The sequence below is a fragment of the Cryobacterium sp. TMT1-66-1 genome (assembly GCF_004403435.1).
GTDB classification, from domain to species: Bacteria; Actinomycetota; Actinomycetes; order Actinomycetales; family Microbacteriaceae; genus Cryobacterium; species Cryobacterium flavum.
Window position 1 is genome coordinate 453,852 of record NZ_SOGP01000009.1, and the last position, 14,992, is coordinate 468,843.

Genomic DNA, 14,992 nt, shown 5'->3' on the forward strand with positions numbered 1-14,992 from the left:
GAAGCGGATGCCGCTGGTCGCGCATCCGCTCGTGGCACGCGTTGGGGAAGCACGCACGTGTTCAAACCAGTGCCAACCTCTCAAACACGTGCCGCGAGACAGCCGGGCGGTCAGCCCGCGTGCGCCGCCCGCAGGTGCGCCGCGTACATGCGTCCGCTGTCCTTCACCGTGCGTTCGAGGGTCTTGTAGTCGACCCGCACGATGCCGAACCGTTTCTCGTAGCCGTACGACCACTCGAAGTTGTCGAGCAGCGACCAGACGAAGTACCCGCGCACGTCGGCGCCGGCCGCGATCGCCTCACCCACCTTGTTGATGTGCGCCACGATGTACTCGGCGCGGTCCGCGTCGTGCACGGCGCCGTCGGCGCTCACGGTATCGTCGTAGGCGGCACCGTTCTCGGTCACGTAAAGCGGCGGCAGGCGGTCGTACTCCTCGCCGAGGCGCACCAACAGCAGGCGCAGGCCGTCGGGGTTGACCTCCCAGCCCATCGCGGTGCGCGGCAGTCCGCGACTGGGGAAGGTGATGTACTCCGATCCGACCCACGGCGAACCGACGGGCCGGTCGGCGCCACCGGCGTGACCATCGCTTGCCGAGGCATCCGCATGGCCGCTCACGAGGTCGTCGTGGTAGTGGTTGACCCCGAGAAAATCGAGGGGGGCCGCGATGATCTCAAGATCGTCGGCGTGGATGACCTCGGCGAGTCCAAACGGCTCAAGGTCGTGCAGGGTGTCCTCCGGGTAGGAACCACGCAGCAGCGGGTCCAGAAAGACACGGTTAGCGAGCGAATCGAGCCGCCGGGCAGCCTCGAGGTCGACCGGGTCGGCGGCGTCGCGCGGCACGGCGTTGGTGAGATTAAGGGTGATGCCGAGGTTCTGAGCACCCGCAGAGCGCAGCGCGTTCACCACGAGGCCGTGCGCGAGGTGCTGGTGATGCACCGCGGCGACCGCGGCCCGGCCATCTTGCCGGCCCGGCGCGTGTGCACCCGATCCGTAGCCGAGCAGGGAGGAGCAAAAGGGTTCGTTGAAGGTGGTCCAGTGGGTGACCCGATCGCCCAGCGCGGAGTAGACATCGCTCGCGTAGTCGACGAACCGGTACGCGGTGTCGCGGTTGGCCCAGCCGCCCTTCTCTTCGAGGGCCTGCGGCAGATCCCAGTGATACAGGGTGAGCCAGGGCAGAATGCCGGCGCCGAGCAGTTCATCAACCAGCCGCGAGTAGAAGTCGAGCCCCTCGGGGTTCACGGCCCGATCATTCGGGCGCACGCGTGCCCAGCTGGTCGAGAACCGGTAGGCGTCGAGGCCGAGCGAAGCCATCAGACGCACGTCGGCGGGCATCCGGTGGTAGTGATCGACCGCCGTTTCCAGGTCGTCGCCGCCCGCAATGGCGCCGGGAACCCGCGCGAACGCATCCCAGATCGAGTCCTCCTTGCCGCCAGCGTGGCCGGCCCCCTCGATCTGCGCGGCGGCGGTGGCCGACCCCCAGAGAAATCCGCGCGGCCAGGTGAACGGTGTGGGCAGGGTCTGCGACATGACGTCACGCTACCCTGCGGCGAGGAATTCGACCAGTGACGAGGGCGTAACCGCGGACATCCGGTCGAACCGTCCCCGCAATCGGCTGCGTACCGGCCATCGTGTCGGAGATCTCCGCAGTTATGCACGCGGCATTCGGAGCTCTCAGATTCGTCGCGGCTAAGCTCGAATCATGCTCCAGAACAACGAACCCAGCGAGGCCGACCAGCGGCGCACCCGGCGCCGGTTTCTGATCGGGGTCCTCATCGTTGGAGTGGTCGTCGCTCTCGCGGCGATTGGCCTCTATCTGAGCGCCGCGCTCAGCGTTTAATCAATCAGAAATGAGTACACAGTGCAGTTGACTAGGTGGCAGCGGCTTGGCCTGACGACGGCCATCGGTGCCGTTCTCGCGGTCGGCGCAACCGCGCTCGTTGTGCAGGCGCTTGATGGTCCCGCCACCCCCACCCAAACGGCGCAGACGACGGATGCCGACGCCTCAGCTGCGACGGAGGAACCAGCTCGCGCCACCCCCACCGACACACCCGCTGCGGCCCCGGTCGAAGTGGAGCCCGCCCTCAGCGCCCCCGTCGCCGCGCAGATCGACTACCTCCTCGCGCACTGGAAGCTCGAAACCTACAACTCCGCCGAGTGGGGCGTTCTCGGCGAGAACGACTGCGTCAACTTCGCCAGCCAGGCCATGATCGCCCGCGGCTGGACCATGGACGGAGTCTGGTCGAGCCCGAAAAACGGCAACGCCTACGATGCGGCGGCCGCCTGGCGCAGTTCCACCGCGTTCATGAACTACATCGCGCAGGCCGGCAAGGCCACCGCCCTGACCGATCAGCAGCGCGACCAGGTCAAGGTCGGCGACATCGTGCAGTTCGACTGGGACAACACCGGCGATCGCGACCACACCGGCATTGTCACCAGGGTCGAGAAGGTCGGCGACACTGTTGCCATCTCGTTCGCCGGGCATACCCTCGATTCCGACTACCGCTCGGTCGACACGGCAATCACCGTGGATCACCCGGGCGGAACGGCCTACTACTGGAGTGTTCCCTAGGCGATCGCGGCGTCGACGATCGCCTTGGCCTCCAGCTGAACCTGGGCGAGGTGTTCGTCGCCGAGAAACGACTCGGCGTAGATCTTGTAGACGTCTTCGGTGCCGCTCGGCCGGGCCGCGAACCAGGCGTTCTCGGTCGTGACCTTCACTCCGCCGATGGCCGCTCCGTTTCCGGGGGCCACGCTGAAGGCGCCGGTGATTTTCTCGCCGGCCAGTTCGGTGGCCGTGATCATTGAACCGTCGAGCTTGGCCAGTGCGGCCTTCTGCGCGGGTGTGGCCGCGGCATCCACTCGCGCGTAGGAGGGGGCGCCGAAGTGTTCGGCCAGCTCGGCGTAGCGCTGCGAAGGAGTCTTGCCGGTGACGGCGAGAATCTCGGAGGCGAGCAGGGCTAGCAGAATGCCGTCCTTGTCGGTGGTCCATACCGTGCCGTCGAAGCGCACGAAGCTCGCGCCGGCGCTCTCCTCGCCGCCGAAAGCCACCGAGCCATCGATGAGCCCGGGCACGAACCATTTGAAGCCCACTGGCACCTCCCACAGGTCGCGGCCGAGAAAACCGGTGACGCGGTCGATCATGGTTGACGAGACGAGGGTCTTGCCGACCGCGGCGTCGGGCTTCCAGCCTTCACGGTGGCTGTACAGGTAGTCGATGGCCACGGCGAGAAAGTGGTTCGGGTTCATCAGGCCGCCGTCTGGCGTGACGATACCGTGCCGGTCGGCGTCGGCGTCATTACCCGTGAGAATGTCGTACTCGTCCTTGTGGGCGACAACGGATGCCATCACCGACGCACTCGACGGATCCATCCGGATCTTCTCGTCCCAGTCCAGGGTCATGAATCGCCAGGTCGGGTCGACCGTGGGGTTGACCACGACCAGGTCGATCTCGTAACGGTCACGGATGGCGCCCCAATAGCCGACACTCGCGCCGCCGAGCGGGTCGGCCCCGATGCGGATTCCGCTGGTGCGGATGGCCTGCATGTCGATGATGTTCTCGAGGTCGTTCACGTAGTTGCCACGAAAGTCGTAGGTCTCCACTGCGCTCGGCTCGCTCATCAGCACGCCGTCGAGGCCATTGGCGATGAGCTCATTCGCCCGGTTCGCGATCCACGAGGTCGCATCGCTGTCGGCCGGTCCGCCGTGCGGCGGGTTGTACTTGAAGCCGCCGTCCATCGGCGGGTTGTGGCTCGGGGTGACGACGATGCCGTCGGCCAGGTCGCCGTGCTCGGCGCGGTTGTAGGCCAAAATCGCGTGCGACAGGGAGGGGGTGGGCACGTAATCGTCGAACTCGTCCACGAGTACATGAACGCCGTTGGCGACGAGAACCTCGAGGGCGGTCGTGTAGGCCGGACCGCTCAGGGCGTGCGGGTCGGTGCCGATGAAGAGGGGGCCGGTGATGCCCTGGCCCGCGCGGTATTCCACGATCGCCTGCGTTGTGGCACTGATGTGGTCCTCGTTGAACGCGGTGTTCAGGGAACTCCCGCGATGCCCTGAGGTGCCGAAGACGACCCGCTGGGCTGGCACCCGGGCATCCGGTTTCAAATCGTAATAGGCCTTGACCAGCCCATCAACGTCGATCAGGTCAGATTCCAAGGCTCGGGTGCCCGCGCGTTCGCTCATGAGCACAGTCTGGCACCCCCGGTAGGCTGTCAGCCATGCCCGACGCGCCGAATCCGCCCAAAGCCCGTACCTACAGCTATCTCGGCCCGGCCGGCACCTTCACCGAAGCGGCGCTGGCCCAGGTACCCGAAGCGCGCGGCCAGATCTGGCGCCCGGTCAACAATGTGGGCGAGGCCTTCGCTGACGTCGGGAGCGGCCGCAGCCTCGCGGCCATGATCGCCATCGAGAACTCGGTCGACGGCGGTGTCACGGCCACCCAGGATGCCCTGGCCAGCGTGCCGAACCTGCGCATCATCGGCGAATACCTGGTGCCGGTGAATTTCGTGCTGGTGGCCCGCCCCGGCACGACGCTGGCCGACGTGCGCGTCGTCAACGCGCATCCGGTCGCCTACGGCCAGTGCCGCAACTGGCTCGAACGCACCCTGCCGAGTCACGGCCACATCCCCGCCTCGAGCAACGTCGCCGCCGCGTCTTCCCTGCTCGACACCATGCAAGCGGATGCCGCGATCGCGCCACCCGGCATCGATAAACATCACGACCTCGTCGTTCTCGCTTCGAATATCGGTGACAACCCGAACGCGGTCACCCGCTTCGTGCTGGTCGGCCGCGGCAACGAGCTCACCGCGCCGACGGGCGCCGACAAGACCAGCCTGATCATCGAGCTGCCGAGTGACCGTTCCGGTGCCCTGCTGGAGATGCTCGAGCAGTTCGCCACGCGCGGCGTGAACCTCAGTCTGATTCAGTCCCGGCCGATCGGTGATTCCCTCGGCCGCTACCGTTTCGTCGTCGACGCCGAGGGGCATATTCTCGACGAGCGCGTCGCCGATGCGCTGTTGGGCCTTCGACGGTTCAGCCCCAAGGTGATCTTTCTCGGATCCTATCCGCGGGCCGACAAACGCCCGATCGAGTTCACCTCGCGCTACGACGACGGAATTTTCATCGAAGCCCGCGACTGGTTGCGCGGTTTAATTGCGGGGGAACCCGTTGAATAGGCACATCGCGGGGGAGCCCACCGAATGACCGTCGACCCGAACAATGATGCCCGCTACCAGCGTGGCTACGAGCCCGACGCCCAGGCGGCTGCCGCCGCGTCGGACCGTCTCGCGCCCACCTCGAACGGCGGGCCCGCGGCATCCGCTGCCCCGACCGAAACCGCATCGGTGCCGGCGCCGGACGCCGCCGCGCTGCTCGACCAGTTCGAGCCGCGCAATCCGTTCGTCGTTGCCCTGTGGGTTGTTGGTCCAGCCCTCACCATCGGCGGACTGAGCGTGCAGGTGCGAACATTTCTTGATTCGATAGGTGGCTCAAGCTACATTAACTCTCCCGACGGCGAGGTGCCGTTCGATATGCTGATGCAGCAGATTTCCTGGTCGCTCGGACCGGCAATGACCTCAACCGGCCTTGCCACTGTCGTCGGTCTGCTCTTCTACCATGCACTGCGCTGGCGGTCCCGGCCGTCACGCCGTTCAGACACCTGATTCAGCGGGCACGCGCACGATGAGCGCGCCGGCATCGGCGTTCAGCCGCACCTTGCGCACGAGGCCGAACTCATCGCCGTCGAGCTCGAAATCCTGCGCGTGTTCGAGCACGATGCGAATATCCGGCCCGCGCAGGGTCGTCATCACCCGCTCATTCGACGATTCGGTGGCCTGAATCATGCGTCGGCCCACCGCCGAGCGCCGCAGCACCCCGTTTTCCCAGGTCACCCGGCGCCAGATGGTCAGCCAGCCGAGCACGCCCTTGGGCTGCAGCACCGCGATGTCCAGAATGCCGTCGTCGAGGCGCGCGTCGGGCAGAAACTGCAGGTTGCCCGGCAGCAGCCCGCAATTGGCGACAAGAATCGCGCTCACCTGTGCCGGCCGGTCAACCCGCCCAGCAACGCTGTAGCGGATGCGAAATGGCCGCGCTTTCGGCAGTGCCCGCGCCACCCCGTCGACGTAGGCGAGCCAGCCCACCTGTTTCTTGAGATCGTCGCGGGTGTGCGCGATCATCTGAGCATCGAGGCCGAGGCCGGCCATGACCAGGAAGACGTGTTCCTGCACTTCGCCGGTATCGGTCGTCAGGGTGGCGACGCCGAGATCGATCGGCCGGTCGACACCACTGAACGCGATCTCGGTGGCGGCATCGATACTACCGAGCGGCAACAGCAGGTTGCGAGCGAGCAGGTTGCCGGTTCCCGACGGCACGATGGCCATGCGCACCCCGGACTCACGAAGCGCCTCGGCAACGGCCCGCACGGTGCCGTCGCCGCCGGCCGAGATCACCATCGAGGCGTGAGCGTCAAGTGCTCGTTTCGTGGCTGCCTGGCCGACATCGTCGACGCTGGTTTCAAACCAGTGCGTCTCGCCCCAGCCGGCGGATTGCTCGGCGGCGGCCACGCTCGTGCGCAACCTGGCGAGGTCGACCTTCACCGGGTTGTAGACAACGGCGGCGTGCTGGTCGAAGTTTTCGGAGGCGCTCACGAGGCCTAGGCTACTGGGTCGCCCCGCGTTTGCCCGCCAACTAGCGCTTGTAGACTTGGCGGGTGATTGATCCGGTGCTGTTACGCGAAAACCCTGACCTCTTCAAGCGTTCGCAGGAGGCTCGTGGCGACTCCGTTGAAGCGGTGGATGCCGCGCTCGCCGCCGACGCCGAACGGCGTTCGACGATCACCGCGTTCGAAGACCTGCGCGCCGCGCAAAACCTGTTCGGCAAGCGCGTCGCCGCAGCGCCCGGGGCCGAGAAGAAGGCGCTCGTTACCGAGGCGCAAAGCCTCGCCGCTGAGGTGAAAGCCGCCGGAGTCATCGCGGGCGAGGCCGACGCTCGCTTCACCGCGATCGTCAAGACCATCGCGAACCCGATCATCGACGGAGTTCCGGCCGGCGATGAGGCCAACTTCAAGACCCTGCGCACCCACGGCGATGCCCCGGTGTTCGACTTCGAGCCGCGCGACCACCTCGAGCTCGGCGAACTGCTCGGCGCCATCGATATGGCCCGCGGCGCCAAGGTCTCCGGCACCCGGTTCTACTTCCTGAAGGGAATCGGCGCCCGCCTCGAAATCGCGCTCATGAATATGGCGCTCGACCGGGCGCTTGCGGCCGGCTTCGTGCCGCTCATCACCCCCACGCTCGTACGCCCCGAAATCATGGACGGCACCGGCTTTCTCGGTGAGCACAACGATGAGGTCTACTACCTTCCCACTGACGACCTTTACCTCACCGGCACGAGCGAGGTCGCGCTCGCCGGGTACCACAAAGACGAGATCCTCGACCTGTCCGAGGAACCCCTGCGTTACGCCGGCTGGAGCACCTGCTACCGCCGCGAGGCCGGCTCGGGCGGAAAAGACACCCGCGGCATCATTCGCGTGCACCAGTTCAACAAGCTCGAAATGTTCACCTACGTGCTGCCCGAGAACGCCGAGGCCGAGCACGACCGCCTCGTCGCCCTCCAGGAGGGCATGCTGCAGTCCCTCGGCCTCAGCTACCGTGTGATCGACGTCGCAGCCGGTGACCTCGGCGGAAGCGCCGCCCGCAAGTTCGATATCGAGGCCTGGGTGCCCACCCAGAACGCCTTCCGAGAGCTCACCAGCACGAGCAACTGCACCACCTACCAGGCGCGACGGTTGGACATCCGTTACCGCACCGACACGGGCAAGACCGCGCCGGTCGCCACTCTCAACGGCACGCTCGCGACCACCCGCTGGCTCGTCGCCATGCTCGAAACGCACCAGCAAGCGGATGGCTCGGTGCGCGTCCCCGAGGCACTGCGACCCTACCTCGGCGGCCTCGAGGTGCTGACGCCGCTTCCCCTGAAGGGGGCGAAGTGACGTCACAGGTCACGACCGAGCCGTGGCTCGTCGCCCTCGACATCGACGGCACCACCATGCACGAAGACGGCTCGATCAGCCAGGCCGTGATCGACGAGGTCGTGCGGCTCGCCGAGGCCGGGCACGAGGTCATGCTCGCCACCGGCCGGTCCGCAGCTGCAGCCCTGCCGGTGCTCGACCGCCTCGGCATCTCACCGCGCTACGTGGTCTGCTCCAATGGGGCCATCACCATGCACCGCGATGCCTCAGCGCCCCTGGGCTACCGACGCGAATGGGTCGAAACCTTCGACCCGAGCGACGTGCTCACCTCGATTCGGGCGCACCTCGGCTCGGCCCGCTTCGCAGTTGAAGACGAGCACGGCTTCTACCGATACACCGAACCGATTCCCGATGCCACGATCGGTATGGACAGCGAGCGGGTCGACTTCGACGAGCTGTTGAAGCACAAGGCGACCCGCGTGGTCGTTATCTCGCCCGACCACGACATGGAGGATTTTCTCCAGGTGGTCGAGCGCATGGGGTTGAATCGGGTGAGCTATGCGATCGGGTGGACCGCCTGGCTCGACATCGCGCCGGACGGCGTCAACAAGTCGACCGCGATGGAGCGAGTACGTGTGGCGGTCGGCGTTCCCCGCGAGCGGGTGATGGCCGTCGGCGACGGGCGCAACGATATTGACATGCTGAAGTGGGCCGCCGAATTCGGTCGCGGCGTGGCCATGGGCGAGTCGCCCGACGACGTTCTCGCCGCCGGGTCCGAGATCACCGGCAATGTGGAGATCGACGGCCTCGCCACGGTGTTGCGCACACTCTGACTCGCATCCAGCCGTTTATCAGGCCCCTCTGTCAGCCTGTGTAGTCTGCCATCGGCTAGAATCGGGCCAGTTCGCCCAATTCTTTCCGCGCTGCAATTCGCGCGGGGAGTGGGCAACCGGGAGGGCTGTCCGAGCGGCCGATGGAGCCAGTCTTGAAAACTGGTGGGCAGAAATGTCTCGTGGGTTCGAATCCCACGCCCTCCGCAGTACCAGCACAATGCAAATCGCCGGCGCACAACGATTGTCGCCTCAGGCTGACCAGCCAGCAACCCGATGAGAGGACATGAGTGAGCGACCAACTTCGCCCCCGCTCGAACGGTTCCAAGAACCTCAAAACCGTTGCCCGTCACGGCCGCCTGAAGAAGTCGAACGCCGCCGTCACCGTGGCCAGGTTCATCGCGGGCAGCCTGGCCGTCGTTTTGGTCAGCGGATTCTCGGTCGGCGCGATTGCCACTTACGACGTCGCCGCGAGCGTGCAGCCCAGCGTTCACCTCACCAATGAGACCAACGGCCCGGTTCCCTCGATCGGTGCCATCGACGGCGGCGTGAACATGCTCATCGTCGGCAGCGACAGCCGCGTCGGCCAGGACGCGGCCTTCGGCCCGGACGACTCCACCGGCGACCTCAACGACGTCACGATGCTGCTGCACATCTCGGAAGACCACAGCAACGCCTCGGTCATCAGCTTTCCGCGCGACATGTTCGTGGCGATCCCCTCGTGCCCCGACCCCACGGGTGGCTCGTTCCGTGCGATGAGCAGCCAGAAAATCAACACCACGCTCACCTACGGTGGCCTGGCCTGCACCGTGCTGACCGTGGAGAAGCTCACCGGCCTCTCCATCCCGTTCGCGGCCGAGGTGCAGTTCAGCGGCGTCATGGCCATGTCCAGCGCTGTTGGCGGCGTTCCGGTCTGCGTAGCCAGCCGCATCGAAGATGAGTACACCGGTACCTTTCTCGACCCGGGTGAGCACGTGCTCGAGGGATATGACGCGCTACAGTTTCTGCGCACCCGCCACGGCCTCGGCGATGGTGGCGACCTGACCCGCATCAACAACCAGCAGCTGTTCATGTCCTCGCTCGTGCGCACGATCAAGAGCGCTGACACCCTCTCCGACCCGACCAAGGTCTACGCCCTGGCCAAGGCCGTGACAGCGAATATGCGCCTCTCGGACAGCCTCAACAGCGTCACGACGCTCGCGTCCATCGCCATCGCTCTCAAAGACATCGACCTCAATCAGGTCGTCTTCGCCCAGGTGCCCACCGGCAGCACGACCGGCGGGGTCAAGGCCGTTCAACCGGCCTTTGACAACCTGTTCGAGGCGGTTGCGGCCGATCAGCCGCTGACCCTCAGCGGAACGACCGGCCGCGGTACCGAGGCTGACCCGAACGCTCCCGTCGAGGCAGCGCCGGTTCCCGTCGCAACCACCGACCCCTCGGCCGCGGCCGATCCGGCGGCAACTGAGGCCCCCGTGGCCACGGAAGCCCCCGGAGTCGTCCTGTCGGAGTCGGTGACGGGCCAAACGGCCGGCGACTATACCTGCACCAGAGGGCGCACGCTCGAGAACCAATAACCGGGCGCGGGCATCCGTTTTGCCTGCCAGGGTTTGCATGGTCAGAGCGGATGCCCGCCTGCGGCTAGGATGGATGAGTGTGTTTGCGCAAGCAGATGCCAAGGAGACGTCGCATAGTTCGGCTTAGTGCACCACCCTGCTAAGGTGGAGTACCCTTTACGGGGTACCGTGGGTTCAAATCCCACCGTCTCCGCAGCGAGGAGTTTACGTAATTCCGGCATTTAGTTTACGAAATTCCTGCGGCAACAAAAAACCGGCGATCGCATCGCCGGTTTTCTGCGTTAAGGCGCCGATTTCGAGAGTGCTAGCCCCAAGAAACGCTGTGATCGGCGCGCGGTCGGCGGTTAAACACCGCTTCGCCCTGTTTTTGGCAGGGCGAAGCGACTTTTACTGCAGGTAACAGAATTGTTGACGACCGGGCGGCTAGCTGGGTGGTGGTGACGGCGCCGTGTCGGTGGGTGGCGTCGCCGCCGTGATTTCAGCGCTGGAATAGTACGTGCTCGCGAAGGACTTGTTCTTCGAGGTGAGGGGCACTCGGGCGAGCTCGCTCTGAATGAACGTCAAAATCTTTCGGATATTGGCTGAGACGAGTGCGAGTGTCACGGCCAGCGACGCAAAGGTATTGCCACGTGCGCGCCGTTTCATGGGGGAGGCGATGTCTTCGGTTGCGGAGTCCTTGATGAATGCGTTCTGCGATTCGACGGTGTTGCGCAGTGCGTAGAAACCCTTCCACACTGGACTTTTGTGGGGGTAGGTCTGCCCGTACTTCAGGGCTTTGTCCTTGGCGGGGTCTTTCCCGGCGGGTATCACGACGGTCTTCTTGCGGATGGGCTCGATGAGTTCACCGGTCTTGTGGTCGAAGGCCAAATCGTCGTAGTTCTTAGGGTCAGGGTAGAGGTATTGGCGTGAGCCGTCGGGCCGGCGCTTGCCCTTGGGCTTGGCGCGGTACTTTTCACGTTCGGCGATTCGCTGGTCTCGCAGTTCTTTGGCTTGACGCACGGGGTTTGAGTCGCTGGAGAGGATGGCGTCGTCTTCCGGCGTTTCCTCGTCAACGGGCACGCCGGTGTCAGCAGCCTTCCGGTCCTTTCGGTACAGGTCGAGGGCGTGAATCAGGTCCTGGGGCATGTAGTGCACGTACCACTGGCCGCCGACTTGGATGAGGTCCTCGTAGAAGGTTGTCTGGCCTTGTTCGTCTTTGTCGTAGTCGAAGACCGGCTTGGCGCCAATTTCGGCCAGAGTGGAGGGTGTCAGATGGTCTGTGTAAGGGGTTGCGGATCTACTCGAAGGAGTGACACTGATGGTCATGACGAATCGAAGCGAGTTGCACAAGGCACCGCGGTCCCCGTCGCAGTTGGCGGCGGCGAAAGCGATCGATGAGCTCCGCGACAGCGGCGCCTTGGATTCCCTGTTCTCAAAGATCGATGCCGGCGAGCTGCAACTCACGGGAGAAGGCGGGTTCGTTCCCGGCCTGATCAAAGCGGCCCTCGAGCGGGGCTTGCAGGTCGAGCTGACCGAGCACCTCGGCTACGAGAAGGGCGACCCGGAAGCACGGTTCTACCCGAACTCTCGGAACGGCTCGTCGCCCAAGGTGGTCTCGGCCGAGGTCGGCGAACTGGATTTGGACATTCCCCGCGACCGGAGTGGGAGCTTCGTGCCGCGCCTGGTGCCTAAGGGGTCACGCCGTCTGGGTGGCCTCGATGACATGATCATTTCGCTCTATGCCGGCGGGATGACGATCCGCGATATTCAACAGCACTTGGTCTCGACGATCGGCACGGACCTGTCACCGGAGACGATCTCGAAGATCACTGACGAGGCGCTCGACGAGGTCTTGGAGTGGCAGCAGCGGCCGCTGGAGGCCCTCTACCCGGTGATCTTCCTCGACGCGCTGATCATCAAAATTCGTGATGGTGCTCACGTGCGGAACAAGGCCGCGCACATCGCAGTCGGCGTGGACATGGACGGCATCAAGCACGTGTTGGGTATCTGGGTGCAGCAGACCGAGGGCGCGAAGTTCTGGGCCGGCGTCTGCGCCGAGCTGGCCAACCGTGGCGTGAAGGACGTCCTCATCGTTTGCTGCGACGGCCTGACCGGGTTCCCCGAAGCGATCGAATCGACCTGGCCACAGGCGACCGTGCAAACGTGTGTCGTGCACCTGCTTCGCGCCGCGATGCGGTTCGTGAGCTACAAGGATCGTAAGCAGATCGCGACCGCGTTGAAGCCGATCTACACCGCGGCCACCGCCGACGCGGCCTGGGACGAGCTCACCATGTTCGCGGCTTCGCCGCTCGGCGTGAGGTATCCGGCGACGGTGAAAACGTTCGAGGACGCGTGGGAACGCTTCACCCCGTTCCTTGCCTTCCCGCCCGACCTGCGCCGCGTCATCTACACAACGAACAGCATCGAGTCGCTGAACTACCAGCTGCGCAAAGTGACCAAGAACCGCGGTCACTTCCCCAGCGATGAAGCCGCGATCAAGATGCTGTGGCTCGCGATCTGCAACATCGAAGACAAACGCGCCCGAGCCCGAGCCAAGGAGCGCGGCGGCACCCGCGAGACCACACGCAAGGCCGCCGGCCGCCTCGTCGAAGGCCAAATCGTGACGAACTGGAAGCTCGCCCTGGTCTATCCAGACCGAATCAACCCCCACCTCTAACAAAATTCCCAACACTTACACAAAACACTTGACAGGCTCCCAGAGTGGCCTGAAGGGTGTCTGAACTGGCCCGAGTTCCCCGACCGGTTCTACAGCCTCGCCGAAGCACGCTCGTTCTGCACCGAATTCTACGACTGGTACAACGGCGAACATCGTCATTCGGGCACTGGTATGCATACCCCGTTCAACGTTCACCACGGCCGCGCACCCGCTATCCATCACGCCCGCGCCCGCGTCCTCACGACCGCATATGCCGAGCATCCTGAACGCTTTGTGCGGCAGCACCCGCAGCCACCAACGTTCCCGACGACGACCTGGCTCAACGAACCCGAAAAGGAAGGAACGAACTCAATGACCGGCTAAAGAAACTGACTCACAAAGGTTGACATCTTCCCGGCATCGGCTCAGCCGCGGCGGCGACAGAGCGGGCCTCGTTCTCGGCGTTGAACTGCTTCACCCACAGGCCCAAAGGCTGATCCGTGATGCCGAGCTCGTCGGCGACGTGCTTGTTCGGCCGGCCCGTCGTGATGACGAGCTGCACGGTCTCCGCGCGAAATTGAGGGGAGAACGAGCGCTTGGGCTTTTTCTCGTTACTGGTCAATTCGTTCAACTTCCTAGATCACGATGCCGTGTCCAAGAACAGTGCAACGCGCCAAACGGCCGCCCACCCGCCTCGACGTTGCGCGTGCGATGTCGATGGTGCGTCGGACGAAATCCATGATTTGTCGTTGCCTGCGAGGTTGTTTCATGGGATAGACGGCGGCCCCGATCGCGAGGCCGCCGCCAGGCCTGGTTTAGAAGGGTTTGGTGGGCAAGTATTTTCCGTCGAGGGTGATCACGGCACGTGAACCGCCTTCGGGGTCTTCAACTTTCTTGATGTCTAGTTTGAAGTTGATGGCGCTGATGATGCCGTCACCGAACTGTTCGTGGACCAGGGCCTTCAAAGTGGAGCCGTAAACGTGCATCATTTCGTAAAACCGGTAAACGGTGGGGTCGGTCGGGATGCCGCCGGGGTTGCTGCCGCGCAGCGGAATAGTCTGCAGCAAAATTGCGGCGTCCTTGCCCAGACCCAGCCGATCAGCGACGATTTCCGCAGCGGCTTCGGGCAACGGATGCTGACCGAGCAGGGCGGCGGTGACGAAGACAAGGCTCAGGCCAGTGCCATCGGTCAGTTCCTGCCAGGAGAGGTCCTTGCGCATCTTGGCGTCGATGATGGCGGCGGTCAGTTCCTCGCGCGGAGCCTGGGTGTTCTGGGAATGAATCATGGTGTTTTCCTTTTCTTTTGGTGATGTGAGGTGGTTAGGCGGCCAGGCCGGAGACGGCTGGCGTGGCATGGTCCTGCGTATTGCCCGCAAGTGGGACAAAATGGCCGGTGCCACCGTGCAGGGTGTCCATGGAGCCGGTTTCGATGTCGTAGACCCAGCCGTGGAGGTTTAGCCGGTTTTGATCCAGGGCTAGGGCGACGGAGGGATGGGTCCTGATGTTGGTCAGCTGGGCGATGACGTTGCCGCGGACCATGGCCTTCAACGAATCCTGGGCCGATCCGTGGGTGCGGGCGGCGTTGACGGCCTTCGCCGCGTCGGCGTGGGCAAGCCAGTTGGCCACAGCCGGCAAGTGGTCCAGGTTCGTGTCGGTCGCGATGGCAGTCATCGCTCCGCAGTCGGAATGGCCACAGATGATGATGTCCGTGACGCCCAGGACGGCGACCGCGTACTCGACTGTCGCGGAGACACCGCCGGGCTCCGGGCCGTAGGCGGGCACGATGTTGCCGGCGTTGCGGATCACGAACAGGTCACCCGGTTCCTGTTGGGTCAGCAGCTCTGGCACGACCCGGCTATCCGAGCAAGCAATGAACAAGGCCTTCGGGTTCTGGCCGGTGGCCAGCTCCTTGAAGAGTCCAGAGCGCGCCGGAAAGGCTTCCCGTTGGAATTTCAGAAAGCCTTTAATGATGTCTTGCATGGGCTGTC

16 protein-coding genes, 2 tRNA genes and 1 pseudogene are annotated in these 14,992 nt (G+C 64.7%); 12 read left to right on the forward strand and 7 right to left on the reverse strand.

The features are described from left to right. Nucleotides 1-110: 110 nt before the first annotated feature. Complete coding sequence (locus E3T29_RS07910; RefSeq protein ID WP_134344943.1) at nucleotides 111-1,526, reverse strand: GH1 family beta-glucosidase; 1,416 nt, start codon at nucleotides 1,524-1,526, stop codon at nucleotides 111-113. Nucleotides 1,527-1,698: 172 nt separating this feature from the next. Here E3T29_RS07910 and E3T29_RS19610 point away from each other — a divergent pair, with 172 nt between their 5' ends. Together E3T29_RS19610 and E3T29_RS07915 are read left to right on the forward strand one after the other, a co-directional pair. Further along, nucleotides 1,699-1,836 (forward strand): hypothetical protein, encoded by a 138-nt coding sequence (locus tag E3T29_RS19610; protein ID WP_158252782.1) that lies wholly within the window; start codon nucleotides 1,699-1,701, stop codon nucleotides 1,834-1,836. Nucleotides 1,837-1,863: 27 nt separating this feature from the next. Continuing rightward, the gene (locus tag E3T29_RS07915; RefSeq protein ID WP_166792354.1) at nucleotides 1,864-2,568 is read left to right on the forward strand and encodes an amidase domain-containing protein; all 705 of its coding nucleotides are present in this window, start codon (nucleotides 1,864-1,866) and stop codon (nucleotides 2,566-2,568) included. Here E3T29_RS07915 and pgm read toward each other — a convergent pair. After that, nucleotides 2,565-4,181 (reverse strand): phosphoglucomutase (alpha-D-glucose-1,6-bisphosphate-dependent), encoded by a 1,617-nt coding sequence (pgm, locus tag E3T29_RS07920; protein ID WP_134344945.1) that lies wholly within the window; start codon nucleotides 4,179-4,181, stop codon nucleotides 2,565-2,567. The two genes, E3T29_RS07915 and pgm, sit on opposite strands and share 4 nt — an antisense overlap. 35 nt (nucleotides 4,182-4,216) lie before the next feature. On the opposite strand from pgm, the gene pheA reads away from it, so the two are divergent. After that, nucleotides 4,217-5,173, forward strand: a complete 957-nt coding sequence (gene pheA, locus E3T29_RS07925) for a prephenate dehydratase (protein ID WP_092338680.1) — start codon at nucleotides 4,217-4,219, stop codon at nucleotides 5,171-5,173. Nucleotides 5,174-5,197: 24 nt separating this feature from the next. After that, the gene (locus E3T29_RS07930; RefSeq protein WP_134344946.1) at nucleotides 5,198-5,659 is read left to right on the forward strand and encodes a hypothetical protein; all 462 of its coding nucleotides are present in this window, start codon (nucleotides 5,198-5,200) and stop codon (nucleotides 5,657-5,659) included. Here the strand turns inward: E3T29_RS07930 and E3T29_RS07935 are convergent. Then, the gene (locus E3T29_RS07935) at nucleotides 5,648-6,643 is read right to left on the reverse strand and encodes a diacylglycerol kinase family protein (RefSeq protein ID WP_092338684.1); all 996 of its coding nucleotides are present in this window, start codon (nucleotides 6,641-6,643) and stop codon (nucleotides 5,648-5,650) included. The genes E3T29_RS07930 and E3T29_RS07935 overlap by 12 nt on opposite strands. A 62-nt stretch (nucleotides 6,644-6,705) precedes the next feature. On the opposite strand from E3T29_RS07935, the gene serS reads away from it, so the two are divergent. The 5 genes from serS (at nucleotide 6,706) to E3T29_RS07960 (ending at nucleotide 10,562) form a co-directional block, all read left to right on the forward strand. Further along, nucleotides 6,706-7,986: a serine--tRNA ligase gene (gene serS, locus E3T29_RS07940; RefSeq protein ID WP_134344947.1), complete on the forward strand. Its 1,281-nt coding sequence runs from the start codon at nucleotides 6,706-6,708 to the stop codon at nucleotides 7,984-7,986. Continuing rightward, nucleotides 7,983-8,798 carry an HAD family hydrolase gene (locus E3T29_RS07945; protein ID WP_255575134.1) on the forward strand — a complete coding sequence of 272 codons (816 nt, stop codon included), beginning with the start codon at nucleotides 7,983-7,985 and terminating at the stop codon, nucleotides 8,796-8,798. The genes serS and E3T29_RS07945 overlap by 4 nt, the downstream gene beginning before the upstream one ends. A 119-nt stretch (nucleotides 8,799-8,917) precedes the next feature. Next, nucleotides 8,918-9,002: transfer RNA gene (locus tag E3T29_RS07950), tRNA-Ser, on the forward strand. Between the two features lie 83 nt (nucleotides 9,003-9,085). Then, nucleotides 9,086-10,369, forward strand: coding sequence for an LCP family protein (locus tag E3T29_RS07955; protein WP_134344948.1), 1,284 nt, complete (start codon nucleotides 9,086-9,088; stop codon nucleotides 10,367-10,369). A 102-nt stretch (nucleotides 10,370-10,471) separates the two neighbouring features. Further along, a tRNA-Ser gene (locus E3T29_RS07960) sits at nucleotides 10,472-10,562 on the forward strand. Between the two features lie 230 nt (nucleotides 10,563-10,792). On the opposite strand, the gene E3T29_RS07965 is transcribed toward E3T29_RS07960, so the two are convergent. Then, nucleotides 10,793-11,674: a hypothetical protein gene (locus tag E3T29_RS07965; protein ID WP_134344949.1), complete on the reverse strand. Its 882-nt coding sequence runs from the start codon at nucleotides 11,672-11,674 to the stop codon at nucleotides 10,793-10,795. Between E3T29_RS07965 and E3T29_RS07970 the strand changes: the two genes are divergently transcribed. The 3 genes and pseudogenes from E3T29_RS07970 to E3T29_RS20165 all read left to right on the forward strand — a co-directional run bounded on the left by E3T29_RS07970 (nucleotide 11,667) and on the right by E3T29_RS20165 (nucleotide 13,388). Continuing rightward, complete coding sequence (locus E3T29_RS07970) at nucleotides 11,667-13,025, forward strand: IS256 family transposase (protein ID WP_370449127.1); 1,359 nt, start codon at nucleotides 11,667-11,669, stop codon at nucleotides 13,023-13,025. The two genes, E3T29_RS07965 and E3T29_RS07970, sit on opposite strands and share 8 nt — an antisense overlap. A 60-nt stretch (nucleotides 13,026-13,085) precedes the next feature. After that, a pseudogene (locus E3T29_RS20680) lies at nucleotides 13,086-13,196 on the forward strand (integrase core domain-containing protein); the annotation flags it as partial. Continuing rightward, a complete protein-coding gene (locus tag E3T29_RS20165; protein ID WP_241987700.1) occupies nucleotides 13,197-13,388 on the forward strand; it encodes a hypothetical protein in 192 nt (63 codons plus the stop codon). It abuts the pseudogene before it with no gap. 10 nt (nucleotides 13,389-13,398) lie between these two features. On the opposite strand, the gene E3T29_RS07980 is transcribed toward E3T29_RS20165, so the two are convergent. The 3 genes from E3T29_RS07980 to E3T29_RS07990 all read right to left on the reverse strand — a co-directional run bounded on the left by E3T29_RS07980 (nucleotide 13,399) and on the right by E3T29_RS07990 (nucleotide 14,984). Continuing rightward, nucleotides 13,399-13,626: a transposase gene (locus tag E3T29_RS07980; protein ID WP_166792355.1), complete on the reverse strand. Its 228-nt coding sequence runs from the start codon at nucleotides 13,624-13,626 to the stop codon at nucleotides 13,399-13,401. A 193-nt stretch (nucleotides 13,627-13,819) separates the two neighbouring features. Then, nucleotides 13,820-14,290: a cyanase gene (gene cynS / locus E3T29_RS07985; RefSeq protein ID WP_092452497.1), complete on the reverse strand. Its 471-nt coding sequence runs from the start codon at nucleotides 14,288-14,290 to the stop codon at nucleotides 13,820-13,822. 34 nt (nucleotides 14,291-14,324) lie between these two features. Beyond that, nucleotides 14,325-14,984, reverse strand: a complete 660-nt coding sequence (locus E3T29_RS07990) for a carbonic anhydrase (RefSeq protein ID WP_134344953.1) — start codon at nucleotides 14,982-14,984, stop codon at nucleotides 14,325-14,327. Between the last annotated feature and the right edge of the window lie 8 nt (nucleotides 14,985-14,992).